The sequence below is a fragment of the Streptacidiphilus sp. MAP12-33 genome (assembly GCF_041261265.1).
In the GTDB taxonomy this organism is placed as follows: Bacteria; Actinomycetota; Actinomycetes; order Streptomycetales; family Streptomycetaceae; genus Streptacidiphilus.
In genome coordinates, this window is the sequence record NZ_JBGCCA010000003.1 from 171,215 (window position 1) to 197,809 (window position 26,595).

Sequence of the window (26,595 nt, forward strand, 5' to 3'; positions counted from 1 at the left end):
CTCCCGCCCGTGACCGTTGTTAGGTTGTGCGGATGCACACGATCGAGGAATTCGCCGAGCTCTCACCCACCACCCTGGCGGACGTCGTCGGCGTGGGCCAGGTCATGGACCTCGGAATCCGCCCGTTGTACGCACCGATGACCCGCCTGGCGGGTCCGGCGTTCACGGTCAGCTGCCCGCCGGGCGACAACCTGATGCTGCACGCCGCGATCCACCGCGCCGAGCCGGGCTCCGTCATCGTCGTGGACGCGGGCGGCGACGTGCGCTTCGCGCTCGCGGGCGGCAACGTCTGCGCGGTCGCGCAGCGGCGCGGCATCGCCGGGTTCGTGCTCGACGGGGTGATCCGCGACCTCGCGGAGATCCGCGCGATGGGGTTCCCGGTGCTGGCGCGCGGCGTGGTGCCCGTTCCGGGCGGCAAGAAGGCGGCGCGGCCGCTGGGGGAGCCGGTGGTGTGCGGTGGCGTCACCGTGCACCCGGGCGACCTCGTCGTGGCCGACGAGGAGGGCGTCGTCGTCACCCCCCACGCCCGCGCCGGGGAGGTGCTGGCCGCCGCCCGTGCCAAGCTGGCCAAGGAGGCCGCGCAGTCCCTGGACGCCTGGCAGGTCGAGCACCGGGCCCGCGTCGACGCCGCGCTGCTGTCGGCGGGGTTCACGCAGTAGCGGGCGGCGGGAGCTCGCCGGAGCCGCGGGGGAGCAGGCGGGTGCGGACGACGACCCGCTGCGCGGCGGCGGTCTCGCCGTGCAGGCGGCGGAAGAGGAGCTCGGCGGCGGTGCGGCCCATCAGGGCCGGGTCCTGCGCCACCACCGTCACCGGGACGGCCAGCAGGTCGGCGAGCTCGAAGTCGTCGAAGCCGACCAGTGCCGGGCGCTCCGGGCGCCTGGCGAGCTCGCGCAGGACCGCGACCGTGGTGCGGTTGTTGCCGCACAGCAGCGCGGTGACCGGGGCCGTGCCGCCGAGCATCCGGGTCAGGGCGAAGCGCAGCCCGAGCGGGTCGGGGCGGCCCATGGCGATCCAGGACTCCTCGACGGCGCGTCCGGCGTCCGCCATCGCCTCCCGGTAGCCGGCCAGGCGCTCGGCGGCGGTGAAGATGTCCGGGGCGTCGCCGAGGTAGCCGATCCGCCGGTGGCCCTGCCGCAGCAGGTGCGCGGTGCCGGCGGCGGCTCCGGCCCGGTTGTCGGCGAGGACGGTGTCCACCTCCAGGCCCGGCATCGGCCGGTCCAGGCTGACCATGGCCGTCCCGGCGGCCAGCTCCGGTGCCAGGTAGGCGTGGTCGGCCGAGGTCGGTACCACGACGAGGCCGTCGACGCGCCGCGCGCAGAAGCCGAGAGCGAGTTCGCGCTCCCGCGCGGGGTCCTCGGCGGAGGAACCGGTCAGCAGCAGCGAGCCGTGGGCGCGGACCACCTCCTCCACCGCGCGGCTGAGCTGGGAGTAGAACGGATCGGCCACGTCCTCCAGGAGCAGCCCCACGCTGCCCGTCCGGGCGCCCTGGCGCAGAAGCCGGGCGCCGTCGTTGCGCCGGAAACCCAGCGCCTCGATCACCGACCGGACCCGCAACGCGGTGGCCTCGCTGACGCCGGGCTCCCCGTTGACAACGCGGGAGACCGTCTTGAGCCCCACACCCGCCGCCGCGGCCACGTCCTTCATGGTGGGCCGGACCGGAAGGCCGGGACGTTCCGTGCTGGCTGGCATCTGTGGCCACCGACCCTTCCGGGGGAGCGCGCGGGAACGCCCGACTGCGGCTCAGCATAGACAACGTTGCCCACGTGCAGGAGTGGTGATTCATCCTGTCAGAAGGATTGACGCATCGTCAGCCAGCGGGTCCAATCGAGCAACGGCGACAACGTTGTCACCCGGAGGAGGTGTGCCGTGGCGGAACCGTTGCTGGAAGCACGCGGCCTGGTCAAGCGGTTCGGGCAGGTGCAGGCGCTACAGGGGGCCGACTTCGCGGCGTACGCGGGCGAGGTCGTCGCCCTGGTCGGTGACAACGGCGCGGGCAAGTCCACGCTCGTCAACATCTTGTCGGGCGTGCTCGCCCCGGACGCGGGCGAGATCCTGCTCGACGGGGCACCCGTCCGCTTCGCCGGGCCGCAGGACGCCCAGCGGCACGGAGTGGAGACGGTGTACCAGGACCTGTCCCTGGCACAGGATCTGGACGCTCCGGCCAATCTCCACCTCGGCCGGGAGCTGCTGCGCGGAGGTCTGCTGGGCCGCCTCGGCGTGCTCGACCGGCCCGCGATGCTCCGGGAGGCGGTGCGGGCCTTCGCCGATCTGGGCGTCACGCTCAAGGACCCGGCGGCGCCGGTCGCGACGCTCTCCGGCGGCCAGCGCCAGTCCGTCGCCGTGGCGCGGGCCGTGGCCTTCGCACACCGGGTCGTCTTCCTCGACGAGCCGACGGCCGCGCTCGGCGTGGTCCAGCGGGCGCGAGTGCTGGACACCGTGCGCCGGGTCGCCGAACGCGGCATCGCCGTCGTGCTGATCAGCCACAACATGCCCGAGGTGCTGTCCGTGGCCCACCGCGTCGAGGTCCTCCGCCTCGGCCGCCGCGTCGCCTCCCTGCGGGCGGCCGACACCACCATCGAGGACCTGGTCGGCGCGATGACCGGTTCCCTGGACCGCGCCCCGGCCCCGCCAGAGCCCGCCACCCGCGAGGAGGAGACCCGATGACGACGTCGGCCCCACCCGCCGAGCCTCCCGCCACCCCCGCGTGGGTGCCGCTGCTGCGGCGGGTGGCCGGGATCAGTGAGCTGTGGACGTTCCTGATCCTCGCCGCCCTCGTCGTCTACTTCTCCCTCGCCGCCCCCGGCAGGTTCTTCACCGCCTACGACCTCACCCAGATCGCCGTCAACGCCGCCATCTACCTCGTCCTCGGCGTCGGCATGACCTTCGTCGTCATCACCGCCGGCATCGACCTGTCCATCGGCTCCGTGCTCGTCCTCGCCGCCGTCGCCTCGGGCGAGTACACCCTGCACCACGGCGGGGCCCAGGCCGGGTGGGGGAGCGTCGCCGTCTGCGTGCTGATCGCCCTGGCGGTCGGGGCGGCCTGGGGTGCCCTGCAGGGCGCCGTCGTCGCGACGGGCAAGGTGCCGCCGCTCATCGTCACGCTCGGCGGGCTCGGCGCCGCCCTCGGCATCGCCGAACTCGCCACCGGCGGCCAGGATCCCGCCGACACCGCGGCCGCGCACCTGCAGAACAGCCTCGGCTACGGCAAGCTGCTCGGCATCCCCTGGCTGGTCATCCTCGCCGCGGCGGTCACGCTCCTCTTCGGTCTGGTGCTCGGCACCACCCGCTTCGGCACCCACACCTTCGCCATCGGCTCCAACCCGGCCGCGAGCCGGCGCGCGGGCATCCGGGTGGGGCGTCACCTGGTCAAGGTCTACGCGCTGATGGGCCTGCTCGCCGGGCTCGGCGCGGTCATGTGGCTCGCCTCCTACGGCACCACGTCGATCGCCGGTCACTCCACGGACAACCTCAAGGTCATCACCGCCGTGGTGCTGGGCGGCACCAGCCTCTTCGGCGGCCGCGGTTCCGTCCTGGGCACCGTGATCGGTGTCTTCATCCCGGCGGTGCTGACCACCGGACTGATCGTCATCGGCGTCCAGCAGTACTGGCAGGACGTGGCGGTCGGCGTGGTCCTGGTCGCCGCCGTGTACCTCGACCAGATGCGCCGCCGCACGCGCGAACGCACCTGAGACCGGACCATCCCACGACGCGGAGAAGGGACATCCACCCATGTCGACACGACGCGCGCTGCTGGCGGTCGCCGGCGCCGCCCTCGCCCTGACCACCACCGCCGCCTGCGGTTCCTCCGGTTCCTCCGGTTCCGGCGCCGGGCAACCGGCCGGTGCCGTCAGCCACAAGAGGATCGAACTGATCACCGGCGTGAAGTCCGACCCCTTCTACATCACCATGACCTGCGCGGCCCAGGCGGAGGCCAAGGCCAAGGGCCTGGACTTCACCGCCGACGGATCGGCCCAGTGGGACGTCTCCGTCCAGCGCCCGCTGATCGACTCGGTCGGTGCCGCGCACCCGGACGGCCTGATGATCTCCCCGGTCGACACCGAGGCCCTGACACCGTCGCTGCGGCAGATCCAGTCCGGCGGAACGAAGATCGCTCTGGTGGACACCTCCGTGACCGACCCCTCCGTCGGGATCACCCGGATCTCCTCCGACAACGAGAAGGGCGGGCAGGTGGCCGCCGACGCGCTGGCCCAGCAGATGGGCCAGAAGGGCTCGGTCATCGTCATCAGCGTCAAGCCGGGCATCTCCACCACCGACGCCCGCATCAAGGGCTTCACCGAGGAGATGGGCAAGTACCCGAACATCAAGGTGCTGCCGACCCTCTACGACAACGACCTGCCCGCGACCGCCGCCTCCCAGATCCAGTCCACCCTGGCCGCCCACCCCGACCTCGGCGGGGTCTTCGCCGGGAACACCAACACCGGCCAGGGCGTGGCCACCGGCCTGCAACAGGCGGGCAAGCAGGGCCAGGTCAAGGTGGCCGCCTTCGACGCCGAACCGGACGAGATCACCGCCCTCAGGAACGGGACCCTGCAGGTCCTGGTCGCCCAGGACCCGGCCGCGATCGGCACCGAGGCGGTCGACCAGCTCGCCGCCGCGTTCGAGGGCAAGCCGGTGCAGGCGTCGATCGGGACCACGATGGTGGCCATCACCAAGGACAACCTGGGCGATCCGCAGATCGCCAAGTACGTCTACAAGGCCTCCTGCTGAACAGGCCGGGCCCCGACTCCAGGGGAGCCGGGGCCCGGTGGCCGTGCCCGTGGATCAGCCGAACATGCCCGGCACGTAGTCGCCCGCCGGCTGGCGGTTGATCACGTTGATCCGGTTGTAGGCGTTGATCACGGCGATCAGGCCGATCAGCGCCGCCAGCTGCTCCTCGTCGTAGTGCTTGGCCGCGGCCTCCCACACCTCGTCGCTGACGCCGCCCGCGGCGTCGGCGATCCTGGTCCCCTCCTCGGCCAGCTCCAGTGCCGCCCGCTCGGCCTCGGTGAAGACGGTGGCCTCGCGCCAGGCGGCCACCAGGTTCAGCCGCACGGAGGTCTCCCCGGCGGCCGTGGCGTCCTTGGTGTGCATGTCGGTGCAGAAGCCGCAGCCGTTGATCTGGCTCGCCCGGATCTTCACCAGCTCCTGCGTGGCGTGCGGGACACCGGAGTCGTGGACCACCTTGCCGGCGGAGTTGATGTACTTGAAGAAGGAGGCGCCGATGCTGCTGGCGAACAGGTTCAGGCGGGCTTCCATGTCGATCTCCTTGGCCGTTTCTCGATGGCTTTCACTGGTATGACAAACGGCGGCGCGTGAGTGTGACAGCCACGGCGAAAAAGTTCCGGGGATCTGGGGACCGTCCTATCCGCGCGACAGCTGCTCGGAGAGCACCGACGGCAGGCCCGTCCAGTCGCAGGAGACGAAGGAGGCGTGCGCGGCCGCCAGCTGGGCCACGCGGGCGCTGGCGTCGGCGGCGGTGGGGGTGGTGTCGGAGAGGGCCGGGGTGACGTTCTGGGCGTCGGTCATCACCAGCAGGTAGTGGTTGGTGTCGTACCAGGAGGTGTCGATGCCGCCGTCGACGAAGGCGTTCGCGTCGCCGTCGAAGACGACGAACCACGGGCGCAGGCTCGCGTCGGGGTAGCGGGTGCGCGGGTCGCCGGAGGAGGCGCCGAGGACGGAGGGGAAGATCTGGGCGTCGCCCAGGTGCCCGGACGCCTGGAGGGCGGAGAGGTGCTGGGCGTACTCGGTGTCCGTCCAGAGGTGGTCGAACGGGTTGTCCATCTCGAACGTGCCGGGGATCGCCTCCAGGATCACCTTGTCCGCGAGCGCGGCCCGGGTGGGCCAGGCGTTCGCGCGGGCGGCGGCGTCGAGGGTCGGGTAGCCGGCCATCAGGTCGGCCGGGCGGTAGACGTCGCTGCCGAGGTGGGCCTGGACGAGAGCGTCGAGCTGCGTCGGGCCGAGGTCGGCGTTCGCGTCGAAGCCCGCCTTCATCTCCAGCTTGATCATGATCGGTGCGTGTCCGGGGTGCGCGGCCAGCCAGATCCGGATGTCGTCCAGGCAACTGCCGAGGTCCTTGTTGGCACCGCCCTTGTAGAGGTCGGCGGCGCTGCTCGCGTCGACGCAGTTGTTGCTGTTGCCGAGCGGGTTGGCGTGGCTGACCTTCCACTCGTGGGTGATCGGGTCGACCCAGGTGTCGAGTTCGATCAGCGAGGCGCCGGTGTCCAGCGCCTGGGCGAGGTAGGGGAAGGCGGCGGTGTCGTTGTAGGTGTTGTGCAGCCCGACCGAGGTGCCCGCGGCGAGCGAGAGCGCGCCGTTGTCGTGCGTCGAGGCGGCGGCGGAGCCGCCGGACAGCGCGAGCGGGGCGAGGCAGGCGGCGGCGGTCAGCAGGCAGGAGACGAGACGACGCGGGACGGGCATCGGTCCTCCGGGAGGCGCGAAGGGGGCCGCGCGCGGCACGCGTCGGCCGCGTGCAGCGATTGGCATGCACGCGGCGCGATGCTAGCCCGGTCGGGTGGACAATGGATGACGCGTCGTCAAAGAGCGCTCTCTGCTGCACAATGTCCGGTGGTCCGGAGGGTGTCCGGACGGCACGGAAGGGGGAGTCCGATGCGGGAGCAGGACATCGAGACGGTGCGGGCGTTCATCGAGGAACGCAATCCGCACGCCTCGCCGGAGCTCCGGCAGGCGCTGCTCGCGGACTACGTCGCGCTCGGCGACGCGGTGGCCACGATGGAGGGCTTCTGGGAGCGCCTGGAGTCGTCCGACCCCGACGACTACGTCGACGGCATGCTCCGGTTCGCCGGCGTCTGCAACGGGGTGACCCTGCAGGCCCTCGCCAGGGACCGCGCCCAGTACATCGTGCAGAACAACACCGAGCCGGAGCTGCCGTTGGAGCAGTGGAACGAGCGCGTGGAACTGGCCGGGACCGGCTTCATGGACGGGTTCGTCATCGGCGCCCGGTTCATGCGCCTGCGCGCCGCGGGGCCGGCTACGGCCAGCGAGGCGGAAGCACCGAGGTGACCCGCTCGACGAACTGCTTGAAATCGCTCATGAAGTCGGCCAGGAACTGCTGCGTGGTCGGGTCGGTGACCTCGCCGTCCTCGTCGAACAGGCCCGGGGTGAACTGGATGTAGCCCTCCGGGGCGTTCATCTGCGGGGAGTTGCAGAAGCTCAGCACCGAGCGCAGGCTCTGCTGGGCAACCGCCGTGCCGATCTTGCCCGGTGAGGTGCCGATGACCGCCGAGGGCTTGTGGGTGAAGGAGTTGGTGCCCCACGGACGGCTCGCCCAGTCGATGGCGTTCTTCAACGCCCCCGGGATGGAGCGGTTGTACTCCGGGGTGACGAAGAGGATCGCGTCGACGGCGGCGATCGCCTCCTTGAGTGCCAGACCCTCCGGCGGGTAGTCCGCGTCGAAGTCGTGGTTGTAGAGCGGGAGGTCCTTGATGGGGATCTCCTGGAACGCCAACTCGGGCGGCGCGACGCGGATCAGGGCCTTGGACAGGACGCGGTTGATGGACTTCTGGGACAGGCTGCCGATGAAGTAGCCGACCTTGTAAGTGCTCATACCGGGCAAGCTAAGGCGCGTCCCGCCGCGCGGCGACCGGTATGGGCCGCTCGCGTTAACGGCGCTAGATCGTGACGGGGCCGTTCGGCGTCGCGAACTCCACCGCGACCAGGCCGGGCTCCTCCTCGTCGACCCAGGTGACGTCGATCTGGTCCAGGGGGTGGTCGGCCGGTTCGCCGAGGAACTCGGCGATCGCCGCCGCGTCGCCCGCGATCGAGACGCCCTGGATGCGGCTGCCCGTGCGCGGGTCGGCGCTGGGCCGCTCCTCGGCCGGCACCAGCCACTGCAGGAAGTACGGCAGCTGCGGGTCCTCCATCAGCTCCAGCAGGCCGATCTGCTTCCAGCGCAGGTCGAAGCCGTCCGGGCGGACCCGGTGGCCGTCGGCGGAGGTGCGGCCCAGCCGGGCCTCGACCGGCGTGATGTCCTCGACGGAGACCACCCAGCCGAGCCACCCGCCGCCCTCCTCGGCGCGGCGGGCCACCGCCTGCCCGAAGGGCGCCCGGTCGGCGGCCGGGTGGTCGAGGGTCGTCACCACCTCGACGTAGGTCCCGCCCGCCAGCGGCAGGATGAAGTTCCTGGTCCCGAAGCGCGGGTGCACGCCCCCGTCCACGAACCCGGCCCCGAGGGCCGAGCCGATCCGCTGGACGGTCGAGACGAAGCTGCCGCGGTCCACCGCGTAGGAAACGTGATCAAGTCGCACCGCGCCATCATCACCCGACGGCTCGCGTCCCGCTCGCCCGCCACGCTGGCAGCGCTGGATCTTCAGCCGAGGCGCGGGTCGACCATCGTCATTCCGGCAGGTGAGGCGTCCGCGACGCCCGGCAGCAGCGCCGCCGCCTCCGTCAGGCCCACCACTCGCTCGATCAGGCGCTGCGGGCGCAGCACCCCGCGCTCGATCAGGGCGAGCATCGCCGGGTAGTCGGCGGCCGCCATGCCGTGGCTGCCCAGCAGGTCCAGCTCCCAGGCGATGACGCGGGCCATCGGCACGCGCGGGTGCCCGGCCACGGGCGGCAGCAGACCCACCTGGACGTGCCGACCTCGCCGCCGCAGGCTCAGCAGCGCGTCCGCGCACGTCTGCTCGCTGCCGACCGCGTCCAGCGCGACGTGCGCGCCGCCACCGGTCAGCGCGGCGACGCGGGTGGGGACGTCGGCGCCGTCCGTGCCGTCCGTGCCGTCCGTGCCGCCCGCACCGTCCGTGCCGTCCGTGCCGTCCGCGAGCAGGACGTGGTCCGCGCCGAGGGCGAGCGCGGCGTCCAGCGCGCGTTGATGGCGGTCCACGACGACCACGCGGGCGCCGAGCGCCTTCGCGATCATCACCGCACTCAGGCCGACCCCGCCCGCCCCGACCACCGTCACCCATTCGCCGGACACGACCCCGGCTCGCCGGGTCAGCGCCCGGTAGGCCGTCGCGAACCGGCAGCCGAGGCTCGCGGCGGCCTCGAAGGAGACGCCCTCGGGCACGGCCACCAGATTGGTGTCCGCCGCGTGCAAGGCGACGAGCTCGGCGAAGGAACCCCAGTGGGTGAACCCGGGCTGCTGCTGATCGGGACAGACCTGCGCGTTGCCGCCGCGGCACTCCTCGCAGCGTCCGCAGCCGCAGACGAACGGCACCGTCACCCGGTCACCGACGGCCCACCGCGCAACGCCCGCGCCGACCGCCGCGACCACCCCGGCCAGCTCGTGGCCGGGCACGTGCGGCAGTGCGATCTCCTCGTGCCCGGCCCACGCGTGCCAGTCGCTGCGGCACAGTCCCGTCGCGTGCACGCGCACCACGACACCGCCCGCCGGTGCCACCGGGTCGGGCACCTCCCGCACCGCGACCGGCTCTCCGATCCGGTCCATCACCACTGCCCGCACCCTCGACCTCCCTCACCCTCGACCCCGGTTGCGGCCAACCTATCCGCAGGTGCCGAACTGATCGTCGTGTCCCCGGCTTTCGGACCCGCTCGTGGGTACAGTGCAAGAGCGGAGGGTGCGGGCCTGTCGCCTTCTCGGCGCGCCCTGGCGTCCTCCCTTCTTCCGCCAGCCCGACTGCGGAGTTGCTCGACCAGCACGGAAGGATTGCCATGTCCGAGAACATCGACGCCAATCTCGACGCGAGCGCCCAGGGAGCCGGGGGTTGCCCCGTGGTCCACGGGCGAGCGCCGTATCCGACGCAGGAAGGCAGCGGCAACCAGCTGTGGTGGCCGAACCAGCTGAACCTGAAGATCCTGGCGAAGAACCCGGCCGTGGCGAACCCGCTGGGTGAGGACTTCGACTACGCGGCCGCCTTCTCCGCGCTGGACCTGGACGCCGTCAAGCGCGACATCGGCGCGGTGCTGACCACCTCGCAGCCGTGGTGGCCCGCCGACTTCGGGAACTACGGCCCGTTCATGATCCGTATGGCCTGGCACAGCGCCGGTACCTACCGCATCCGGGACGGGCGCGGTGGTGGCGGCACCGGGCAGCAGCGCTTCGCGCCGCTCAACTCCTGGCCGGACAACGCCAGCCTGGACAAGGCCCGTCGTCTGCTGTGGCCGGTGAAGAAGAAGTACGGCAAGGCGCTGTCCTGGGCCGACCTGATCATCCTGACGGGCAATGTCGCCCTGGAGGACATGGGCTTCACCACCTTCGGCTTCGGCGGCGGCCGGGTGGACGCCTGGGAGCCGGACGAGGACGTGTACTGGGGCCCGGAGACCACCTGGCTCGGCGACGAGCGCTACACCGGCGACCGCCAGCTGGAGAACCCGCTCGGCGCCGTGCAGATGGGCCTCATCTACGTCAACCCCGAGGGCCCCAACGGCAACCCGGACCCGATCGCCGCCGCCCGCGACATCCGCGAGACGTTCTACCGGATGGCGATGAACGACGAGGAGACCGTCGCGCTGATCGCGGGCGGCCACACCTTCGGCAAGACCCACGGCGCGGGCCCCGCCGACCACGTGGGTCCGGACCCGGAGGACGCGCCGATCGAGCAGCAGGGCCTGGGCTGGAAGTCCGGCTTCGGCACCGGCGTCGGCAAGGACGCCATCACCTCCGGGCTGGAGGGCATCTGGACCAACACCCCCACCAGCTGGGACAACAGCTTCTTCGAGATCCTCTTCGGCTACGAGTGGGAGCTGTTCAAGAGCCCGGCGGGCGCGCACCAGTGGCGGCCCAAGGACGGCGCGGGCGCCGGCACCGTGCCGGACGCGTTCGACCCGGGCAAGCGCGTCGCGCCGACGATGCTCACCACGGACCTGTCGCTGCGCCTCGACCCGGTGTACGAGCAGATCTCGCGCCGTTTCCTGGCCGACCCGGCCGCCTTCGCGGACGCGTTCGCCCGTGCCTGGTTCAAGCTGACCCACCGCGACATGGGCCCCATCGCCCGCTACCTCGGCACCGAGGTGCCCGCCGAGCAGCTGCTGTGGCAGGACCCGATCCCGGCCGGCAGCCGCTCGCAGATCGACGCCTCCGACGTCACCAAGCTCAAGGCCGCCATCGCCGAGACGGGCCTGACCGTCTCGCAGCTGGTCTCCACCGCCTGGGCCTCGGCCGCCTCGTTCCGCGGCAGCGACAAGCGCGGCGGCGCCAACGGCGCCCGCCTGCGGCTGGAGCCGCAGAGCGGGTGGGAGGTCAACGAGCCGGCCAAGCTGGCGGTCGCGGTGCGCGCGCTCGAGGGCGTCCAGCAGGCGTTCAACACGAGCGTTACGGGCGGCAAGCAGGTCTCGCTCGCGGACGTCATCGTGCTGGCGGGCGGCGTCGGCGTCGAGCAGGCCGCCGCGGCCGGCGGAATCACCGTCGAGGTGCCGTTCACCGCGGGTCGCGGCGACGCGACGCAGGAGCTGACGGACGTCGAGTCCTTCGCCGCGCTGGAGCCGAGCGCGGACGGGTTCCGCAACTACCTCGGCAAGGGCAACACGGTGGCGGCGGAGTACCTGCTGCTGGACAAGGCCAACCTGCTGACGCTCTCCGCGCCGGAGCTGACCGTGCTGGTCGGCGGCCTGCGCGTGCTGGGCGCCAACCACCAGGACTCCGCGCTGGGCGTCCTGACCGACAGGGTCGGGACGCTGAGCAACGACTTCTTCGTCAACCTGCTCGACCTGGGCACCACCTGGACCCCGACCGCCTCCGACGCCGGAAGCTTCGAGGGCCGCGACGCGAGCGGCCGGGTCAAGTGGACCGGCAGCCGCGTCGACCTGGTCTTCGGCTCCAACTCCGAGCTGCGCGCCGTCGCCGAGGTCTACGCGGCCGACGACGCCAAGGAGAAGTTCGTCCGCGACTTCGTCGCCGCCTGGGCCAAGGTCATGGACCTCGACCGCTACGACGTCGCCTGAGCGTCGCTCACCCCGAGGCACACAGGAGGGCCGCGCGCAGGTCGGCGCGGTCCTCCAGCCGGGCGAGGTTCCGCCCGGTCAACTCCTCGATCCGGCGCACCCGGTAGTGCACCGTGTTCACGTGGACATGGAGGGTCCTGGCCGCCCGGGACCAGGAGCCGTCGAGCTCCAGGAAGACCGCGAGGGTGTGCAGCAGCGAGACCGCGTTGACGCGGTCGTGCGCGAGCAGCGGCCCGAGCAGCCGTTCCCGGTAGGCGTCCCGCACCTCGGCCGGGACCCCGCGCAGCAGCGCGGCCAGCGAGCCGAGCCCCTCGCTCCCGCAGACGCCACCACGGGCCTGCGACGCGAGCGTCCAGTCGGCCTGGGCCAGCGCCGCGCGCAGCGGGGCGAGCGCGGGGGCGACGCACGGACCGGTGGCGGCGGTCAGGTCCGCCTCGGCCCGCGCGGTGGCGAGCGCGGCCCGCAGCCGCGGCCAGGCCTGCCGCAGCGCCGCCGCCACGGCGGCCTCCGGCGCCGCGCACAAACCGGTCGCCGTGCCACCCTCCGCGGCGCTCGGCGCCGGCGCGACGACGAACGGTGCGCCCGTCTCCTGGAGCGCCTCCGCGAGCGCGGCGGCGGCCCAGGCCGCAGGCCCGGCCTCGCCTCGGGCCACGACGGGGGTCAGCGGTGCGCCCTCCGGCAGCCCGCATCCGCGCAGCGCCTCGGCGAGCTCGTGGCCCGCATCGGCCTCGCCGGGATGGCCCGGGCCCCCGCCACCGCCCGCGCCGCCGCGCGTCGGGGCGCGCAGGAGGTCGACGATGCGGGTGCCGCCCTGCCGCTGCGCCGTCGCCGTGGAACGCTCGCGGGCGGCGAGCGGGGCGAGCAACTCAGCCAGCCCGCGCAGCACGGCCGCGGCGGCGGGCGCGGGCTCGGCGTGCGGCCGCAGCAGCCACCCGTCGAAGGGCGTCCCGCCGGGCTCGCCCACGGCGAGCCCCCAGCGCGCGCTGCGTGCGGGTGGCGCGGACGCGTCGGCGCGCTGCGCCTGCGTCGCCTGGCGTGGCAGCGCCGGTGCCGCGGAGCTGCCGAGCAGGCGGCCCGCGGTGGTGTGCAGGGTGCAGTGCGGCAGGCCGAGGTCGGTGACGGCGCGGGCGAGGATCGCCGAGGGTTCGGCGTCGGCGTGCAGCAGCGCGAGCAGGTCGCGGCGGACCGCCGCCGGGAGGGCGGCCGTGCCCTCGGCCTGGTGTTGCAGGTCGCCCCAGAGACGCAGGTAGACGCGGTCGGTGACGGCCCGGAAGCTGGTCCCGGCCGGGACGGTGAGCAGCGGGATGCCGTGCTGCCGGCACGCCTCGGCGAGCTCGGCCGGGACCGTGCCGTGGGTGCCCTCGCCGGCCAGCAGCGCGGCGGCCTCGGCGCTGCGCAGTGCGGTGGCGAACCGTCCCGCGGCCTGCGCGGCGGCCACCGGGTCGGTGGCCAGGTCGTCGGGGCGCCACCAGACCAGACCGGTCAGCACGAGTTCGCCCTGTCGCAGGTAGCGGGCGGGGTCCTGCAGATCGGTCGAGGTGACGCCGGTGACCTCCCGGTCCAGCAGTTCCGGTGTGGCCCAGGCGACCTCGATCCGCAGGTCCTCCAAACGCAGCAGATCCCCGACGATCACGTTCCGTGCTCCTTGTGTTCCGCGCCGGTTCCCGTTCTCGCGGTAGCAAGGAGGAAGTGCGCCAAAGCATCGTAGATGCGAGCTCAAAGCCCCGCCAGGCCTGTCTGCTGCGTGGACAGCCCCATCCGTCCCCTCTTGCCGGTCCACGGCCCGCCTGGAGGGATTGAAACAACCGTCGACGCGGGCGCGCGAGTGGCCGTGCGTACGGAGACTTCCGGTCCGAACTGGAGGATTCACCAAGGGCGGCAGAGGATGTGATCACGCCGTCGTCCGCGAAGCCAGTCCGCCTCTCCGCTGGCCACCCTCGGCGTCACCCTCCCCGTGCTGGCCGCGCCGATGGCGACCGTGCGGGCCGAGGGGGTGCCCTTCGGCGTCAACCTCTTCGCCCCCAACCCGGTACCGGTCGACCCGGCCGCGTTCCGGCGCGACGCCGGCAGCCTGGAACCGCGGGCCCGCGCACATCCTGGGTCGCCTCGGCTCGCGCGTGTGACGCCGCGCGGCCGAGCGCCACGCCAGGACCTGCGCCGCGACCCGCGCGAGGTCACCCGCCGGATCCGACCCTCCCGCTCCGGACCCGACCCTCCCGGGCCGCGGGCGGCCCGGGAGGCGGGCGACCACCCCGGCGCCACCGGTTCGAGCCGTTTGCCTGGGCAGCGTTACGAGGGCCAGTCGAACCCGAGCGTCTCGGCGGCCGCGCGGCTGCCGCCCGTCACGCGGGCCCAGCCGGTCGGCGGGCCCGCGGCGAGCCGGGCCACCGCCGCGTCGACGACGTCGCGCGGTGAGGCGTCGCTGGGGACCGGAAGGGCCCAGAGGAACTGAAGGCGTGGCTCGTCGGCGCCCTGCTCCGACGAGCGGCGCGGGTACCAGAAGGTGACGTCCAGCCGTTCCCGGTCGTCGAAGTGCCGGGCGATCCACCCCGGCGCGCACTCCCAGCGCTCCAGCAGGTCCGGCTGCTCCGCGAACCGCTCGCGCAGCAGGCGGGCCGCCGCCATCGCCGGCCACTCCCAGGTGCGTCGCGCGGCGGCGCGGGCGAGGGCAGCGTCGTAGGCAGCGGCGTCGAAGCGGTAGGTGGGCAGCTCCGGCCTCGGCGGCTGGTCGCGCCGAGCCGGGGGCCGGCGCCAGTCCCGCCACACGACGGTGTCGTCCTCGCGGACCACCGTCACGTACAACGCGCCGCAGCAGCCCTCCGTGCACCACGCCTCGGCCAGGCGCACCTCGCGCGGTTCGGGGTCGGCCCGCAGCACACCGCCGTCGAGCAGTGCCTCCGGGCCGTAAGCGGCGCCCAGTTCGAACGCGCCCGCGATCACCGGCAGGCCGTCGACCAGCACCCGGGTCTCGACCCCACCGCCGGAACCGGCCCGGGGTCGAGCGCCTTGCGCTCGTCCGACACGCTCACCGGGCGGGGGTGGACTCGATTCGCTTGGTCATGACGCGGATCCTGGCAGCCGCGGCGGGCCGGGCACAACCGGTTTCCCCGGTGTCAGGAGAACGACACGTCGTAGGCCGCAGGTCCGGTCTGGGTGAAGTCGACCTGGCCCGCGAGGTTCTTGAAGCGTCCCGTGCCGCCGGTGACGGCTCCGTCGAAGTGGATCGGGTAGCGGGCGGCCAGTCCGGGCCGGGGAGCGGCGGCCTCGAAGGCGATGGTGCCCTTGTCGCCGCCGACCAGGCGGATGATGCCGGAGCAGAAGATCAGGTCGGTGCGCAGCGAGATCGAGTCCTTGTTGCACAGGTCGTAGACCATGCCCACCTGGGTGGCCGGCTTGCCGGTGGTGACGGTGCCGACGCCGCCGAAGGCCTGCGGATCGCCGGAGAAGTCGAGGTGGAGCGCCTTGGGCGGCTTCCACCTGGGGGTGGGGGCGGCCGAGACGGACGAGGTCGCGGCGGCGAGCACGGCCGCGGAGAGCGCGACCACGATCCAGGGCTTCTTCGACGTCAGAACGTGGCGCACGCCGTCCTCCTGATCCAACGCGGCCAGGCCCGACGCCGGCGCGTATCTTCAGGAAAAACGACAAGGTGCCCGCTGTACGTCATGCGCGGCGGTGTCCGCGCCGCTTTCCCCCGTTCAGCCCGCAACGTTCAGCCCGCACCGTTCGGCCGCGCACCGTTCAGCTGTACGACGTTCAGCCGCGCAGCGCGGTGTCGCAGCCGACGCAGACCCACGGGGTCAGGTTCGCCGGGTACCAGTGCGCGCCGGGGGAGTCCGGGTGGTAGCTGTGTCGCTCCAGCGGTGCCGTGTCCTGGCCGCAGAAGGTCCGGTCGGCGGGGTCGTCCGGAGTGTCGGGGTCGCTCGGGGCCGCGTGGACCGCGCGCAGGCCGGCGATCACCCAGGTCTTGCCGTCCAGGTCGGGCTTGTGGCCCGCCTGCGGTTCGATCAGCACGATGATGCCCACGTCTCCACCATCGCGCGCCCGCGCGGGGCGCGCGACACGAGCCGGGGGAGTCGCCCTGCCCCGGTTGCCGGTGCCGGAGGGTGGTGCTGAGCTGGAGAACATGAAGGCGAACACAGGAGATCGCTTGCGGTTCCTCGGACACCACGTGGGAACGCCCGACCGCTACGGACGGGTTCTCAAGGTCATCGGCCCGGACGGAGACCCGCCCTACGTGGTGGAGTTCGACGACGGCCACCAGGCCGAGGTCTACCCCGGCTCCGACTGCGAGCTGGAGCACGCCGGCGCCGAGAAGCGGTGACCCGCAGAGCAGCCGTGCACATCAGAGATACGAGGCGTCCGGGTGGATGGTCACCACCCGCGGATGGGCCGACCTCGCGGACGGACGCGCGTCCGGCCTGATCCGCACCGAGGCGCCCGGCCCCACGTCCGCCTCGCGTCCGTCCGGCAGCGTCACCCGGTACGGCGGCGCCCCCGCAGCCGCCGACCCTTCGGAGCCCTGTCCCATCGGCCGGCTGCCCTTGGCAGGTCGCATCCCGACCGCCTCCCTTCCGGGGCGAAGACGAACTCGAGCCACACCAGTCTAGGAGCGCCATGGCGACCCCGCAGAGCATCGTCGCGCCGTCCTCGCGCGCCGCCGTGATTCTCGTCGGCACCATCGCCGACGGCGGCGAGCAGACCGTGCGCGACCTGCTGCCGGACCTCGCGGGCATCGTCCGGTCGGTGGGCTTCCGGGTGCCCGGCGGCGGCCTCGTCTGTGTTGCGGGAATCGGCTCCGACGCCTGGGGCCGGCTCTTCCCCGACGGACCGCGCCCGAGCGAGCTGCACCCCTTTCCGGCCCTGGACGGCCCCGTGCACCGCGCCCCGGCGACGCCCGGCGACCTGCTCCTCCACATCCGTGCCCAGCGCGCGGACCTCTGCTTCGAGACGGCCCGGCTGGTCACCGACCGCCTCGGCGACGCGTTCACCGTCGTGGACGAGGTGCACGGCTTCAGCTACTTCGACGAGCGCGACCTGCTGGGCTTCGTCGACGGCAGCGAGAACCCGCAGGGCGCGGCGGCCACGGCGGCGGTCCACCTCACCGACGAGGACCCGCCGTTCCGCGGCGGCAGCTACGTCGTCGTCCAGAAGTACCTGCACGACATGGAGGGCTGGGCCAAGCTGACCACCGAGGACCAGGAACGCGCGATCGGTCGCAGCAAGCTCGCCAACGTGGAGTTCCCCGACGAGGACAAGCCCGCCGACTCGCACGTCGCGCTCAACACGATCGTGGGAGAGGACGGGAAGCAGCGGCAGATCCTGCGGTCGAACATGCCCTTCGGCGCGGTCGGCACCGCCTCGTACGGGACGCTCTTCATCGGCTACGCCCGCACCCCCTCGGTCACCGAGCAGATGCTGCGCCACATGTTCCTCGGCAACCCGCCCGGCACCACCGACCGCATCCTCGACTTCTCGACCGCCGTGACCGGCGGCCTGTTCTTCGTCCCGAGCGCGGACTTCCTCGACGCCGTCGGGAGCTGAGCGACGCGGGCGAAGGACGGAAGTCCCGCCGGGACAGGGCGATCGCCGGGTTCGCGGGCGCGCCGCGCGCCGTAGCGTCGGATGGGTGATCAGTGTTGCGGAGAACCTGGACGCCACGGCGGACGCGGCAGAACACAAGGCGCGGGAGCTGCGGGCTCCCGCGCGGATGCTGGTCTCCTCGCTGCTGGCCGGCGCGTTCATCGGGATCGGCGAGGTGCTGCTGGTCGTGGCCGTCTCGCCGCTTGTGGAGGGCCACTCCCAGTGGGCCCGCCTGGTCGAGGGCGCGGTCTTCCCGCTCGCCCTGACGGTGGTGATGTTCGCCGGGGCGCAGCTGTTCACCAGCAACGTCATGGTGATGCTCGTCGGCGCGCTGACCGGCCGCACCGGCTGGCGGGACCTGGCCGCCAGCTGGGGGTGCTCGCTGACCGGCAACCTCGTGGGCGCCTTCGTCTTCGCCGCGATGGTGCACGCCTCCGGCGTGATCGCCGCGCCCGAGGCCCACCGGATGCTGGCCGAGATGGTCCACGGCAAGGAGGCCCTGACCGGCGGCGAGCTGTTCTGGCGCGGAGTGCTGTGCAACTTCCTGGTCTGCCTGGCGGTGTGGATGTTCGGCCGGGCCACGGGGGACGGTGCCAAGACCGTGGTGCTCTGGCTCCCCGTGCTCGTCTTCGTCGCCATCGGCTTCGAACACTGCGTCGCGAACATGGCCGTCTACGCCCTCGGCATCTTCGACGGCTCGGCCACGGCGACCGGTCTGCTGCGCAACCTCGCCTTCGTCGTCCCCGGCAACATCGTCGGCGGCGGCCTGCTCGTCGGCCTCGCCTACTGGATCGTCGGCCGCCGTCGCCCCGGCTGATCGCCCTCCGGGGCGTGGCCGACGAGGCCCGTCAGACGGAGGCGGGCGCCGCCGCCCTCGGTGGTGGGGACGGACTCCGCGACGAGGTCGGCGCCGTGGGCCCGCGCGATCTGACGGGCCATCGCCAGGCCGAGACCGGAACCCGGCAGTGAGCGGGCCGTGCCCGCGCGGTAGAAGCGGTCGAACAGGTGCGGCAGGTCCTCGTCGGCGATCCCCGGACCGTGGTCGCGGACGGAGAGCTCCAACGCCTCGCCCGACGGGCCGTAACCGACCTCGACCTCCACGGGCCCGCCTTCCCCGCCGACCGCACCGAACTTGGCGGCGTTGTCGAGCAGGTTCGCCAGCAGCCGTGACAGCCGGGCCGGGATGCCCTCGACCAGGGCGTCCCCCGTGCCCGGGGCCGTGGTCAGGGTGAACTCCTGCCCGGGCCAGTGCCCCCGCGCCGCGGTGACGGCGTGCTCGACCAGGGGCAGCAGCCGGAACCGCTCCACCAGCGCCTGCGGCTCCTCGTCGCGGGCGAGCTCCACCAGGTCGTTGACCATGCCGGTCAGCTCCCGCAGCTGCCGGCCCAGCGCGCCCGCCGCGCGCTCGCGCTGGGCTTCGGTCAGCCGGTCGGCGCGGGCCAGCAGCTCGGCGTTGGTGCGCAGCGCCGTCAGCGGGGTGCGCAGCTCGTGGGAGGCGTCGGCGACCAGATGGCGCTGGGCGGCCACGGACTGCTCCAGCGCGTCGAGCATGGTGTTGAAGCTGTCGCCGAGGCGGGTGATCTCGTCGGGGCGCCGCCCGGGGGCGGCGTGAGAGGTGATCCGGTGACGGGGGTCGCGGGTCGCGGTGATCCGCTCCACCGTGGCGGTCAACCGGGTGACCGGACGCAGCCCGGTCCGCGAGACCCACCAGCCCAGCAGCGCCGCCAGCAGCACTCCCGCGGCGCCGAGCGCCGCCATCAGCGCCGCCGACTGCGCGACGGCCCGCTGCACCCCGTCGGAGCGCAGCGCCACCTGCAGCGCGGTGCCGGAGCGGAACCGGGTCACGAGCATCCGGGCGGGCTGCCCGCCGACTGTCGTCACCGTGTAGTACGGCGCGCGCGTCCCGGCCGCGACCTCGCGCACCGGCGGGCCCACCGGCAGGAGGTAGCCGTCGTCCGGCGCGTGCGGGTCGCGGGCCGGGTCGGCCGGGACGACCTGCGCGCAGGCGGGCGCGGCCAGGTACTGGCACTGTCCGGCCAGGACACTCGGCGGGGCGTCGCCGTGCTGCTGGACGGCGACGGTGGCGGCCTGGGTGAGGTCGAGGTCCAGCTGGTGGGTGAGCTCGTAACGGATCAGCGCGAAGGCCGCCCAGCTGAGCCCCACGGCGACGGCCGCGACCGCGAGCGCGGCCGCCAGCGCCATCCGCCCGCGCAGCGTCAGCGAGGGCAGGCGCGCCGCCACGCTTGCGCCGGGCGTCGGGCCGGCCCCCGCCTCCGGCGTGCGCGGCGGCGCCGCGGTTCGGCGGCGGCGACGCCCGCCCCGGTTCCCCGGGCCGCCGCCGCTCACTGAGCGGCCAGGCGGTAGCCGACGCCGTGGACCGTCTGCACCAGGCGCGGCTCGCCCTCGGCCTCCAGCTTGCGGCGCAGGTAACCGACGTAGACGGCCAGCGAGTTGGAGTCGGGCCCGAAGTCCCGCCCCCAGACGCGGTCCAGCAGGGTCTCGCGGGTGAGGGTCTGTTCGGGGTGACGCAGCAGCAGCTCCAGCAGGGCTGCCTCGGTGCGGCTGAACTCCAGCGGCCGGACGCCGCGTCGGCCGGTGCGCGCCTGCGGGTCCAGGACCAGGTCGGCGTAGTGCAGTTGCTCGTCGGGCCCGACGGGTACGGTGCGCCGCAGCAGCGCGCGCACCCGGGCCGTCAACTCGTCCAGGGCGAACGGTTTGACCAGGTAGTCGTCGGCGCCGGCGTCCAGGCCGTCGACCCGGTCGCTGACGCTGTCCCGCGCGGTCAGCACGAGGACCGGTGTGCGGTCGCCCAGCGCCCGCAAGCGGCGGCAGACCGCGAGGCCGTCCAGGACGGGCATCATCACGTCCAGCACGACCGCGTCGGGTTCCGCCGACGCGATCGTGGTGAGCGCGTCGTGACCGTCGACGGCGGTGAGCACCTCGTAGCCCTCGACGGCGAGGCCGTCCGCCACCGCGTCGCGCACCTCGCGGTCGTCGTCCACCACCAGGATCCGGGTCACCCGCCGCTCCTTCCACCGTGCCTGCGTGCCCACTGTAGATCGGTGCGGAGGCCGATCTCTTAGAACACTCTTAGTCCAGGTCACCACGGTGGAGGACATGCACACTCCCGTATCGGTGGTCATCGGCGCCGGAGGAACCGGCGGACACATCTACCCCGGGCTCGCGCTGGCGGAGGCCCTCAGAAGGGCCGACCCCGCGGCCGTGGTCTCCTTCGTGGGGACCGAACGCGGACTGGAGACGCGCCTGGTCCCGCAGGCCGGCTACCGCCTGCACACCGTCGACATGATCCCCTTCGACCCCTCGCTCGGCGCCCGCCGCTACCTGCTCCCCGCGGACCTACTGCGCTCGGCCCGTCAGGCACGCCGGGTGATCGAGCGTCAGGGCGCCCAGGTCGTCGTCGGCATGGGCGGCTACGCCTCCGCGCCCGCCGTGCTGGCGGCGAGACTGGCCGGGCTGCCCAGCCTGGTCCACGAGTCCAATGCCGTCCCCGGGCGGGCCAACGTCTTCGCCGCGCGGCTGACGCGGCACATCGCGCTCGCCTTCGAGCGCAGCCGCCCGCACCTGCCCGGCGCGAGCCGGCAGACGGCCGTCACCGTGGGCATGCCGCTGGCCGGGCCGCTGGCACGGTTGGACCGCGGCGCCCTGCGCGACCAGGCCCGGCGGGAGCTCGGCGTCCCCGACGGGGCCCGGCTCGTTCTGGTCAACGGCGGCAGCCTCGGCGCCCAGCGGCTCACCGAGGCCGCCCTCGGCCTGGCACGACGTTGGCAGTACCGCCCGGACGTCCGGCTGCTGGTCAAGACCGGGCCGCAGCAGTTGGAGCACGCCATCCGCACGCTGGAGCTCGACGGCGGCGCGGCCGTCGCGCGGGCGGTGCCCTACCTGGACCGGATGGACCTCGCCTACGCCGCCGCCGACGTGGTGGTCTGCCGCGCGGGCTCCGCGACCGTCGCCGAGCTGGCCACCACCGGCATCCCGGCGATCCTCGTTCCCTACCCGCACGCCCCGGGCGACCACCAGTTCCACAACGCCGAGGTGCTCGCGGACGCGGGCGCCGCGCACATCCTGCGCGACGGCGCGACCACGGTCGAGACGCTCGCCGCACTGCTCGACCCGTTGCTCGCCGACCCCGCCCGCCTGGCCGCCATGAGCGGCGCCGCCGATCCCGGTACCCACGCCCAGGCCGCCGACCTGCTCGCCGCGCTGGTCCTCGGCCTGGCCGGCCGCACTCCGAACCTTCCAAATCCTCCGCACCTCATGGAGCCCGCCGCATGAACCGCACCCCGCAGCACCAGACCACCGTCGAGGCCGACTGGACCGGCCGCACGGTCCTCGTCACCGGCGCGGAGGGCTTCATCGGCTCCATGCTGGTCGACCTGCTCGTCGCGCGCGGCGCGAGCGTGCGCGCCTTCGTCCACTACAAGCCCTACGCCGAGCGCGGCCACCTGGCCGCCCACCTCGACGACGACCGCGTCCAGATGCTCGCCGGCGACGTCTGCGACGCGGGCCGCGTCCACGACGCCGTCGCGGGCTGCGACACCGTCTTCCACCTCGCCGCCCTGATCGGCATCCCGTACAGCTACGACTCGCCCGGTGCCTACGTGCAGACCAACGTCGTCGGCACCGAGCACGTGCTGGAGGCGTGCCGACGGCACGGCGTGCGGCGGCTGCTGCACACCTCGACCAGCGAGGTCTACGGCACCGCGCGCACCGCGCCGATCGGGGAGGACCACCCGTTGCAGCCGCAGTCGCCGTACTCGGCATCGAAGATCGCCGCAGACATGATGGCCCTCAGCTTCCACCACGCCTTCGAACTGCCGGTGACGGTGGTCCGCCCGTTCAACACCTACGGCCCGCGCCAGTCGGCCCGCGCGGTGATCCCCGCGATCCTGGCCCAACTGCACTCGGGCGCACGGGAACTGCGGATGGGCTCGCTCTCGCCGACGCGCGACTTCACCTACGTCACCGACACTGCCGCCGGGTTCCTGGCGCTCGCCGACTGCGACCGCGCCGTCGGCGAGGTCGTCAACCTCGGCACCGGCCAGGAGATCTCCATCGGCGACCTGGCCCGCTCGCTGATCGAGGCTTCGGGCCGGACCGACGTCGAGATCACCGTCGATCCGGCCCGGCTGCGCCCGGCGGGCAGCGAGGTGCACCGGCTGCTCTCCGACAACTCCCGGGCCCGGCGCTGGTCCGGCTGGCAGCCCCGGGTGTCGCTGGCGGAGGGCCTGGCCGCGACCTCGGCGTGGGTCGCCGAGCACCCGTACCTCTTCGCCCCGCGCCGCTACGCAGTCTGAGGCGGCGTCATGTCCTATCCCAGTGACGCGAGATGTGCCTTGTAGCCGGCGCCGAATCCGGTCGGCGTGCCGTCGTAGGAGCTGATCAGCGCCGGGCCGCTGCCGCAGGACCAGGTGTTCCAGGTCCACGCCAGGTACGAGGCACCGGCGCTGTCCAGCCAGGGCAGCAGGGTGTCCAGGTAGCCGTGGGCGCAGTCGTTCTCGCCCAGCTCGCCGGTGACCAGCGGCACCCTGGCCAGGACGGGGGAGAGCTGGGCGCTCCAGCAGGAGCTGGAGCTGCAGGAGTTGAAGTTGTACGAGTGCCAGGACGCGACGATGTTCCCGGTCGGGTCCAGGGGCTCGTAGGACAGCCATTGGCTCAGGTCGTTGGCGTAGGCCAGCCCGCCCGCCATCACCACGTTGGTGGCGCCGGTGCTGCGGACGGCGTTGTCCATGGACTGCATCCCGGCCACCTGGTAGCCGATGCCGGGGCAGGTGCCGCCGTTGAGCCAGCAGTTCCAGCCGCTGGTCTCGCTGCCCGTCGCCCGCTCCGGGTAGGGCTCGTTGAACAGGTCGAAGACGACGGCGTTGTCGCCCTTGAAGGTCTGCGCCACCGAGGTCCAGAACGGCACCGCCCCGGCGGCGTCCGGCATCGGCTTCTGGCACACCGCGGTGGCGCCGGAGCAGCCGGAGGAGTTGCCGGTGTAGACGCCGTCGGTCCAGTGCAGGTCGAGGACGACGTCGAGCCCGTTCTGCTCCAGCAGCGCCACGTACGCCTTGATGGCCGCGATGTAGTTGGTGCCCGCGTAGGCGGCGTTGACGCCGTTGGTGCCGAGCCAGCAGTCCTCGTTGAGCGGCACCCGGACCGCGTTGATCCTCCAGGAGGTCATCGCGGTCACCGAGGCCTGGTCGACGGGGCCGTCGAAGATGCCGGTGTTCTGCACGCAGGCGAACTCGGCGCCGGAGCGGTCGACGCCGTGCAGGGTGACGACCTTGCCGGCCGCGTCGACGAGGTGGTTGCCGGACACGTGCAGGGCCGGTGCGGGACCGGGCGTGCCGGTCGCGCTGGGGCTGGCGGTCGGACTGGGGGTCGGGCTGGCGCTGGCGCTGGCGCTGGCACTGGGGCTTGAGCTGGGACTGGGCGACGGCGAGCCGCTGCCGCTGCCGCAGGCGATGCCGTTGAGGGTGAAGGCAGTCGGTGCCGCGTTGGTGCCGGAGTAACCGAAGTTGGCGTCCGTCGTGTACGAGGCGCCGGACGCGATCGTGGTGGCCCAGCTGGGCGCGGTCACCGTGACCGCCTGGCCGGACTGGCTCCAGGTGCCGTTCCAGCCGGACTGGAGGGTCTGGTTGCCGGAGTAGGAGTAGCCGAGGGTCCACGAGGTGAGCGGGGCTGTCCCGGTGTCGGTGACGGTGATCGCGGCGGTGAAGCCGGTGCCCCAGTCGTTGCTGACGGCGTAGCTCACACCGCAGGCGGCGGCCGGCGACGAGGCGGTGGTGGCCGCGGTCGCGGTCAGCGGGAGGGCGGCGGCGGTGAACCCGCCGAGGACGGCGGCGACGGCCGCCAGTCGGGCGCGAGGGCGCATGGAAGGCACGCTCCTTGACGGTGGGTGGTTCCGGAGAAGGAGTGCTCCCTGCTGCCCCGGGCGTCACGGTAGCGGAGCGGACGGCGCCATGACAGACCCGGTGCGACACTCCGCGTGGAAGTTTCCTGAACGCGGACAAGACTCTTGACGGACAGTCAGTGGCTGCCAAGATTGGGAGCGCTCCCACCTGCTGAACGCGTTGACCTCCGACGCCCGCCCCCTGGATCTGGGACCGCTCCCACCATCGAAAGGTACTCACCGTGGCGCATCCACCCCTGCGCAGACGCCGCCGGATCGCGGCCGTGGCCGCGACGCTCGGCATGGCCTGGCTCGTCGTGCCGCTCGCGACGGCTCCGGCCGCCCACGCGGCCGCGACCCACCTCGCCAACCCCTTCGTCGGGGCCACCCCCTACCTCAACCCCGACTACGTCAAGGAGGTCAGCACCCAGGCCACCGCCGACGGCGGCACCCTCGGGACCGCCGAGAACAAGGTCGCCGGCTACCAGACCGCGATCTGGATGGACCACATCGGCGCCATCGCGGGCGACAGCACCCATCTCGGCCTCCAGGCCCAGCTCGACGACGCCGTGGCCGCCGGGGACAACCTCTTCGAGGTCGTCATCTACGACCTGCCGGGCCGCGACTGCGCGGCGCTCGCCTCCAACGGCGAGATCCCGGCGACGGCCGCCGGGCTCACCGAGTACGAGTCGCAGTACATCGACCCGATCACCGCGATCCTCGGCAACAGCAAGTACGCCAACATCCGCATCGCGGCCGTCATCGAGCCGGACTCGCTGCCGAACGCCGTCACCAACCAGAGCAAGGCCGCCTGTCAGACGGCCACGCCCTACTACGAGACCGGCGTCGAGTACGCGCTCAACAAGCTCCACGCGATCACGAACGTCTACGACTACCTCGACATCGGCCACTCGGGCTGGCTCGGCTGGTCCAGCAACATGACCCCGGCCGCGCAGGAGTTCGCCAAGGTCGCCAAGGCGACGACGGCCGGCTTCGCGAGCATCGACGGCTTCGTCAGCGACACCGCGAACACCACTCCGCTGGACGAGCCGTTCCTGCCCAACTCCACGCTCCAGGTGGGCGGCAACCCGCTCGACTCGGCCAAGTTCTACCAGTACAACCCGGAGTTCGACGAGCACCACTACGACGAGGACATGCACGCCGCGCTGGTGACCCAGGGCTTCCCGAGCAGCGTCGGCATGATCGTCGACACTTCGCGCAACGGCTGGGGTGGCTCCTCCCGGCCCACCGCGCTCAACTCCACGCCGACCACCGTCGACGCCTATGTCGCCGCCAACAAGGTGGACCAGCGGCCGTTCCGCGGCGACTGGTGCAACGTCAACGGCGCCGGGATCGGCGCGCGGCCGCAGGCCCAGCCCTACGGCAGCAGCGACCCGATCATCGCGTTCATCTGGGTCAAGCCGCCGGGCGAGTCGGACGGCGACTACCCGACGGCCACGCACTCCCACGGCGACCCGCACTGCGACCCGAACGGCACGCAGACCGACGGCAACGGCGGCACCTACCCGACCGACGCCATCCCCGGCTACGACGTCCCCGCCGGTCAGTGGTTCACCGCGCAGTTCCAGCAGCTGGTGACCAACGCCTACCCGAGCCTGGGCGCCTCCAGCGGCGGTGGCGGCGGCGACACCACCCCGCCGAGCGTCCCGACCGGCCTCACCGTCACCGGCACGACCGCGAGCAGCGTCTCGCTGTCCTGGACCGCCTCCACCGACAACGTCGGCGTCACCGCCTACAACGTCTACCGGGGCGCCACCAAGGTCGCGACGGTGACCAGCGGCACCACCTACACCGACACCGGCCTGACGGCCTCGACGAGCTACTCCTACACCGTGACCGCCCAGGACGCGGCGGGCAACGTCTCGGCGGCATCCACCGCCGTCACCGCGACCACCTCCGCCTCCAGCGGCGGCGGGGGCGGGGGCGGGAGCCACGGCTGCACCGCCGCCTACACGATCAGCAGCGACTGGGGCAGCGGCTTCAACGCCAACGTCACCGTCACCAACACCGGGACCGCCGCCACCACCGGGTGGAATGTCACCTGGACCTTCGGCGGCAACCAGGCGGTCTCCAACACGTGGAACGCCACCGACACCCAGAGCGGTGCGAGCGTGACGGCCACCAACATGTCCTACAACGGCGCGATCGCGGTCGGCGGCAACACCAGCTTCGGCTTCGGTGCCACCTACAGCGGCACCAACGCCGTGCCGACGCTCACCTGCACGGCCTCCTGACCGGCT

Annotated in this window: 26 protein-coding genes; 12 read left to right on the top strand and 14 right to left on the bottom strand. The window is 72.9% G+C overall.

Going from position 1 to position 26,595, the window contains the following annotated elements; genetic code table 11:
• The first annotated feature begins 32 nt into the window (after nucleotides 1-32).
• Nucleotides 33-659, top strand: coding sequence for an RraA family protein (locus tag ABH931_RS05205; protein WP_370110328.1), 627 nt, complete (start codon nucleotides 33-35; stop codon nucleotides 657-659).
• Here the strand turns inward: ABH931_RS05205 and ABH931_RS05210 are convergent.
• Nucleotides 649-1,689, bottom strand: coding sequence for a LacI family DNA-binding transcriptional regulator (locus tag ABH931_RS05210; protein WP_370110330.1), 1,041 nt, complete (start codon nucleotides 1,687-1,689; stop codon nucleotides 649-651). The genes ABH931_RS05205 and ABH931_RS05210 overlap by 11 nt on opposite strands.
• Nucleotides 1,690-1,866: 177 nt before the next feature.
• Here ABH931_RS05210 and ABH931_RS05215 point away from each other — a divergent pair, with 177 nt between their 5' ends.
• Genes ABH931_RS05215 through ABH931_RS05225 form a run of 3 tightly spaced genes read left to right on the top strand, consistent with a single transcriptional unit; the run spans nucleotide 1,867 to nucleotide 4,728 of the window.
• Nucleotides 1,867-2,664 carry an ATP-binding cassette domain-containing protein gene (locus ABH931_RS05215; protein WP_370110331.1) on the top strand — a complete coding sequence of 266 codons (798 nt, stop codon included), beginning with the start codon at nucleotides 1,867-1,869 and terminating at the stop codon, nucleotides 2,662-2,664.
• Nucleotides 2,661-3,689 carry an ABC transporter permease gene (locus ABH931_RS05220; protein WP_370110333.1) on the top strand — a complete coding sequence of 343 codons (1,029 nt, stop codon included), beginning with the start codon at nucleotides 2,661-2,663 and terminating at the stop codon, nucleotides 3,687-3,689. Before ABH931_RS05215 ends, ABH931_RS05220 begins: the two co-directional genes overlap by 4 nt.
• Before the next feature lie 40 nt (nucleotides 3,690-3,729).
• Nucleotides 3,730-4,728, top strand: coding sequence for an ABC transporter substrate-binding protein (locus tag ABH931_RS05225; protein WP_370110335.1), 999 nt, complete (start codon nucleotides 3,730-3,732; stop codon nucleotides 4,726-4,728).
• A gap of 54 nt (nucleotides 4,729-4,782) precedes the next feature.
• On the opposite strand, the gene ABH931_RS05230 is transcribed toward ABH931_RS05225, so the two are convergent.
• Nucleotides 4,783-5,256, bottom strand: a complete 474-nt coding sequence (locus ABH931_RS05230) for a carboxymuconolactone decarboxylase family protein (protein WP_370110337.1) — start codon at nucleotides 5,254-5,256, stop codon at nucleotides 4,783-4,785.
• Between the two features lie 105 nt (nucleotides 5,257-5,361).
• A complete protein-coding gene (locus ABH931_RS05235) occupies nucleotides 5,362-6,417 on the bottom strand; it encodes a phosphatidylinositol-specific phospholipase C domain-containing protein (protein ID WP_370110339.1) in 1,056 nt (351 codons plus the stop codon).
• A gap of 189 nt (nucleotides 6,418-6,606) precedes the next feature.
• Here ABH931_RS05235 and ABH931_RS05240 point away from each other — a divergent pair, with 189 nt between their 5' ends.
• Nucleotides 6,607-7,020 (top strand): hypothetical protein, encoded by a 414-nt coding sequence (locus tag ABH931_RS05240; protein ID WP_370110340.1) that lies wholly within the window; start codon nucleotides 6,607-6,609, stop codon nucleotides 7,018-7,020.
• Here ABH931_RS05240 and ABH931_RS05245 read toward each other — a convergent pair.
• The 3 genes from ABH931_RS05245 to ABH931_RS05255 all read right to left on the bottom strand — a co-directional run bounded on the left by ABH931_RS05245 (nucleotide 6,989) and on the right by ABH931_RS05255 (nucleotide 9,421).
• Nucleotides 6,989-7,564: an NADPH-dependent FMN reductase gene (locus ABH931_RS05245; protein ID WP_370110342.1), complete on the bottom strand. Its 576-nt coding sequence runs from the start codon at nucleotides 7,562-7,564 to the stop codon at nucleotides 6,989-6,991. The genes ABH931_RS05240 and ABH931_RS05245 overlap by 32 nt on opposite strands.
• Nucleotides 7,565-7,628: 64 nt before the next feature.
• Nucleotides 7,629-8,264, bottom strand: a complete 636-nt coding sequence (locus ABH931_RS05250) for a VOC family protein (RefSeq protein ID WP_370110344.1) — start codon at nucleotides 8,262-8,264, stop codon at nucleotides 7,629-7,631.
• Between the two features lie 62 nt (nucleotides 8,265-8,326).
• Nucleotides 8,327-9,421, bottom strand: a complete 1,095-nt coding sequence (locus tag ABH931_RS05255) for an alcohol dehydrogenase catalytic domain-containing protein (RefSeq protein ID WP_370110346.1) — start codon at nucleotides 9,419-9,421, stop codon at nucleotides 8,327-8,329.
• A 209-nt stretch (nucleotides 9,422-9,630) separates the two neighbouring features.
• Between ABH931_RS05255 and katG the strand changes: the two genes are divergently transcribed.
• On the top strand, nucleotides 9,631-11,859 hold the full coding sequence (katG, locus tag ABH931_RS05260) for a catalase/peroxidase HPI (RefSeq protein WP_370110348.1): 2,229 nt from the start codon (nucleotides 9,631-9,633) through the stop codon (nucleotides 11,857-11,859).
• Nucleotides 11,860-11,866: 7 nt separating this feature from the next.
• Here the strand turns inward: katG and ABH931_RS05265 are convergent, their stop codons facing one another.
• The 4 genes from ABH931_RS05265 to ABH931_RS05280 form a co-directional block, all read right to left on the bottom strand.
• Nucleotides 11,867-13,492 carry a helix-turn-helix domain-containing protein gene (locus tag ABH931_RS05265; protein WP_370110350.1) on the bottom strand — a complete coding sequence of 542 codons (1,626 nt, stop codon included), beginning with the start codon at nucleotides 13,490-13,492 and terminating at the stop codon, nucleotides 11,867-11,869.
• Nucleotides 13,493-14,148: 656 nt separating this feature from the next.
• Nucleotides 14,149-14,820: a hypothetical protein gene (locus ABH931_RS05270; protein WP_370110352.1), complete on the bottom strand. Its 672-nt coding sequence runs from the start codon at nucleotides 14,818-14,820 to the stop codon at nucleotides 14,149-14,151.
• A 152-nt stretch (nucleotides 14,821-14,972) separates the two neighbouring features.
• Nucleotides 14,973-15,440 carry a hypothetical protein gene (locus tag ABH931_RS05275; RefSeq protein ID WP_370110354.1) on the bottom strand — a complete coding sequence of 156 codons (468 nt, stop codon included), beginning with the start codon at nucleotides 15,438-15,440 and terminating at the stop codon, nucleotides 14,973-14,975.
• Between the two features lie 172 nt (nucleotides 15,441-15,612).
• Nucleotides 15,613-15,882, bottom strand: a complete 270-nt coding sequence (locus ABH931_RS05280) for a hypothetical protein (RefSeq protein ID WP_370110356.1) — start codon at nucleotides 15,880-15,882, stop codon at nucleotides 15,613-15,615.
• 100 nt (nucleotides 15,883-15,982) lie between these two features.
• Here ABH931_RS05280 and ABH931_RS05285 point away from each other — a divergent pair, with 100 nt between their 5' ends.
• Nucleotides 15,983-16,180 (top strand): DUF1918 domain-containing protein, encoded by a 198-nt coding sequence (locus ABH931_RS05285; RefSeq protein ID WP_370110358.1) that lies wholly within the window; start codon nucleotides 15,983-15,985, stop codon nucleotides 16,178-16,180.
• Nucleotides 16,181-16,201: 21 nt separating this feature from the next.
• On the opposite strand, the gene ABH931_RS05290 is transcribed toward ABH931_RS05285, so the two are convergent.
• Nucleotides 16,202-16,414: a hypothetical protein gene (locus ABH931_RS05290; protein WP_370110360.1), complete on the bottom strand. Its 213-nt coding sequence runs from the start codon at nucleotides 16,412-16,414 to the stop codon at nucleotides 16,202-16,204.
• A 59-nt stretch (nucleotides 16,415-16,473) separates the two neighbouring features.
• On the opposite strand from ABH931_RS05290, the gene ABH931_RS05295 reads away from it, so the two are divergent.
• Nucleotides 16,474-17,400: a Dyp-type peroxidase gene (locus tag ABH931_RS05295; RefSeq protein ID WP_370110362.1), complete on the top strand. Its 927-nt coding sequence runs from the start codon at nucleotides 16,474-16,476 to the stop codon at nucleotides 17,398-17,400.
• An 85-nt stretch (nucleotides 17,401-17,485) separates the two neighbouring features.
• Nucleotides 17,486-18,256 carry a formate/nitrite transporter family protein gene (locus ABH931_RS05300; RefSeq protein WP_370110363.1) on the top strand — a complete coding sequence of 257 codons (771 nt, stop codon included), beginning with the start codon at nucleotides 17,486-17,488 and terminating at the stop codon, nucleotides 18,254-18,256.
• Here the strand turns inward: ABH931_RS05300 and ABH931_RS05305 are convergent.
• Complete coding sequence (locus tag ABH931_RS05305; RefSeq protein ID WP_370110579.1) at nucleotides 18,223-19,641, bottom strand: sensor histidine kinase; 1,419 nt, start codon at nucleotides 19,639-19,641, stop codon at nucleotides 18,223-18,225. The two genes, ABH931_RS05300 and ABH931_RS05305, sit on opposite strands and share 34 nt — an antisense overlap.
• 140 nt (nucleotides 19,642-19,781) lie before the next feature.
• Complete coding sequence (locus tag ABH931_RS05310) at nucleotides 19,782-20,459, bottom strand: response regulator transcription factor (RefSeq protein ID WP_370110364.1); 678 nt, start codon at nucleotides 20,457-20,459, stop codon at nucleotides 19,782-19,784.
• A 97-nt stretch (nucleotides 20,460-20,556) separates the two neighbouring features.
• Here ABH931_RS05310 and murG point away from each other — a divergent pair, with 97 nt between their 5' ends.
• Together murG and ABH931_RS05320 are read left to right on the top strand one after the other, a co-directional pair.
• On the top strand, nucleotides 20,557-21,732 hold the full coding sequence (gene murG, locus ABH931_RS05315; protein ID WP_370110366.1) for an undecaprenyldiphospho-muramoylpentapeptide beta-N-acetylglucosaminyltransferase: 1,176 nt from the start codon (nucleotides 20,557-20,559) through the stop codon (nucleotides 21,730-21,732).
• Complete coding sequence (locus tag ABH931_RS05320; protein ID WP_370110367.1) at nucleotides 21,729-22,754, top strand: GDP-mannose 4,6-dehydratase; 1,026 nt, start codon at nucleotides 21,729-21,731, stop codon at nucleotides 22,752-22,754. The genes murG and ABH931_RS05320 overlap by 4 nt, the downstream gene beginning before the upstream one ends.
• Before the next feature lie 14 nt (nucleotides 22,755-22,768).
• Here ABH931_RS05320 and ABH931_RS05325 read toward each other — a convergent pair whose 3' ends face one another.
• Nucleotides 22,769-24,316 (bottom strand): cellulase family glycosylhydrolase, encoded by a 1,548-nt coding sequence (locus ABH931_RS05325; protein ID WP_370110369.1) that lies wholly within the window; start codon nucleotides 24,314-24,316, stop codon nucleotides 22,769-22,771.
• A gap of 260 nt (nucleotides 24,317-24,576) precedes the next feature.
• Between ABH931_RS05325 and ABH931_RS05330 the strand changes: the two genes are divergently transcribed.
• Nucleotides 24,577-26,589 carry a glycoside hydrolase family 6 protein gene (locus ABH931_RS05330; RefSeq protein WP_370110371.1) on the top strand — a complete coding sequence of 671 codons (2,013 nt, stop codon included), beginning with the start codon at nucleotides 24,577-24,579 and terminating at the stop codon, nucleotides 26,587-26,589.
• Nucleotides 26,590-26,595 lie beyond the last annotated feature (6 nt).

Bases quoted from the DNA above. Each gene is read 5' to 3' on its own strand.
- ABH931_RS05205 (WP_370110328.1), top strand. From the start codon at position 33: ATGCACACGATCGAGGAATTCGCCGAGCTCTCACCCACCACCCTGGCG.
- ABH931_RS05210 (WP_370110330.1), bottom strand. From the start codon at position 1,689: ATGCCAGCCAGCACGGAACGTCCCGGCCTTCCGGTCCGGCCCACCATG.
- ABH931_RS05220 (WP_370110333.1), top strand. From the start codon at position 2,661: ATGACGACGTCGGCCCCACCCGCCGAGCCTCCCGCCACCCCCGCGTGG.
- ABH931_RS05225 (WP_370110335.1), top strand. From the start codon at position 3,730: ATGTCGACACGACGCGCGCTGCTGGCGGTCGCCGGCGCCGCCCTCGCC.
- ABH931_RS05230 (WP_370110337.1), bottom strand. From the start codon at position 5,256: ATGGAAGCCCGCCTGAACCTGTTCGCCAGCAGCATCGGCGCCTCCTTC.
- ABH931_RS05235 (WP_370110339.1), bottom strand. From the start codon at position 6,417: ATGCCCGTCCCGCGTCGTCTCGTCTCCTGCCTGCTGACCGCCGCCGCC.
- ABH931_RS05240 (WP_370110340.1), top strand. From the start codon at position 6,607: ATGCGGGAGCAGGACATCGAGACGGTGCGGGCGTTCATCGAGGAACGC.
- ABH931_RS05245 (WP_370110342.1), bottom strand. From the start codon at position 7,564: ATGAGCACTTACAAGGTCGGCTACTTCATCGGCAGCCTGTCCCAGAAG.
- katG (WP_370110348.1), top strand. From the start codon at position 9,631: ATGTCCGAGAACATCGACGCCAATCTCGACGCGAGCGCCCAGGGAGCC.
- ABH931_RS05285 (WP_370110358.1), top strand. From the start codon at position 15,983: ATGAAGGCGAACACAGGAGATCGCTTGCGGTTCCTCGGACACCACGTG.
- ABH931_RS05290 (WP_370110360.1), bottom strand. From the start codon at position 16,414: ATGCGACCTGCCAAGGGCAGCCGGCCGATGGGACAGGGCTCCGAAGGG.
- ABH931_RS05295 (WP_370110362.1), top strand. From the start codon at position 16,474: ATGGCGACCCCGCAGAGCATCGTCGCGCCGTCCTCGCGCGCCGCCGTG.
- ABH931_RS05305 (WP_370110579.1), bottom strand. From the start codon at position 19,641: ATGGCGCTGGCGGCCGCGCTCGCGGTCGCGGCCGTCGCCGTGGGGCTC.
- murG (WP_370110366.1), top strand. From the start codon at position 20,557: ATGCACACTCCCGTATCGGTGGTCATCGGCGCCGGAGGAACCGGCGGA.
- ABH931_RS05320 (WP_370110367.1), top strand. From the start codon at position 21,729: ATGAACCGCACCCCGCAGCACCAGACCACCGTCGAGGCCGACTGGACC.
- ABH931_RS05325 (WP_370110369.1), bottom strand. From the start codon at position 24,316: ATGCGCCCTCGCGCCCGACTGGCGGCCGTCGCCGCCGTCCTCGGCGGG.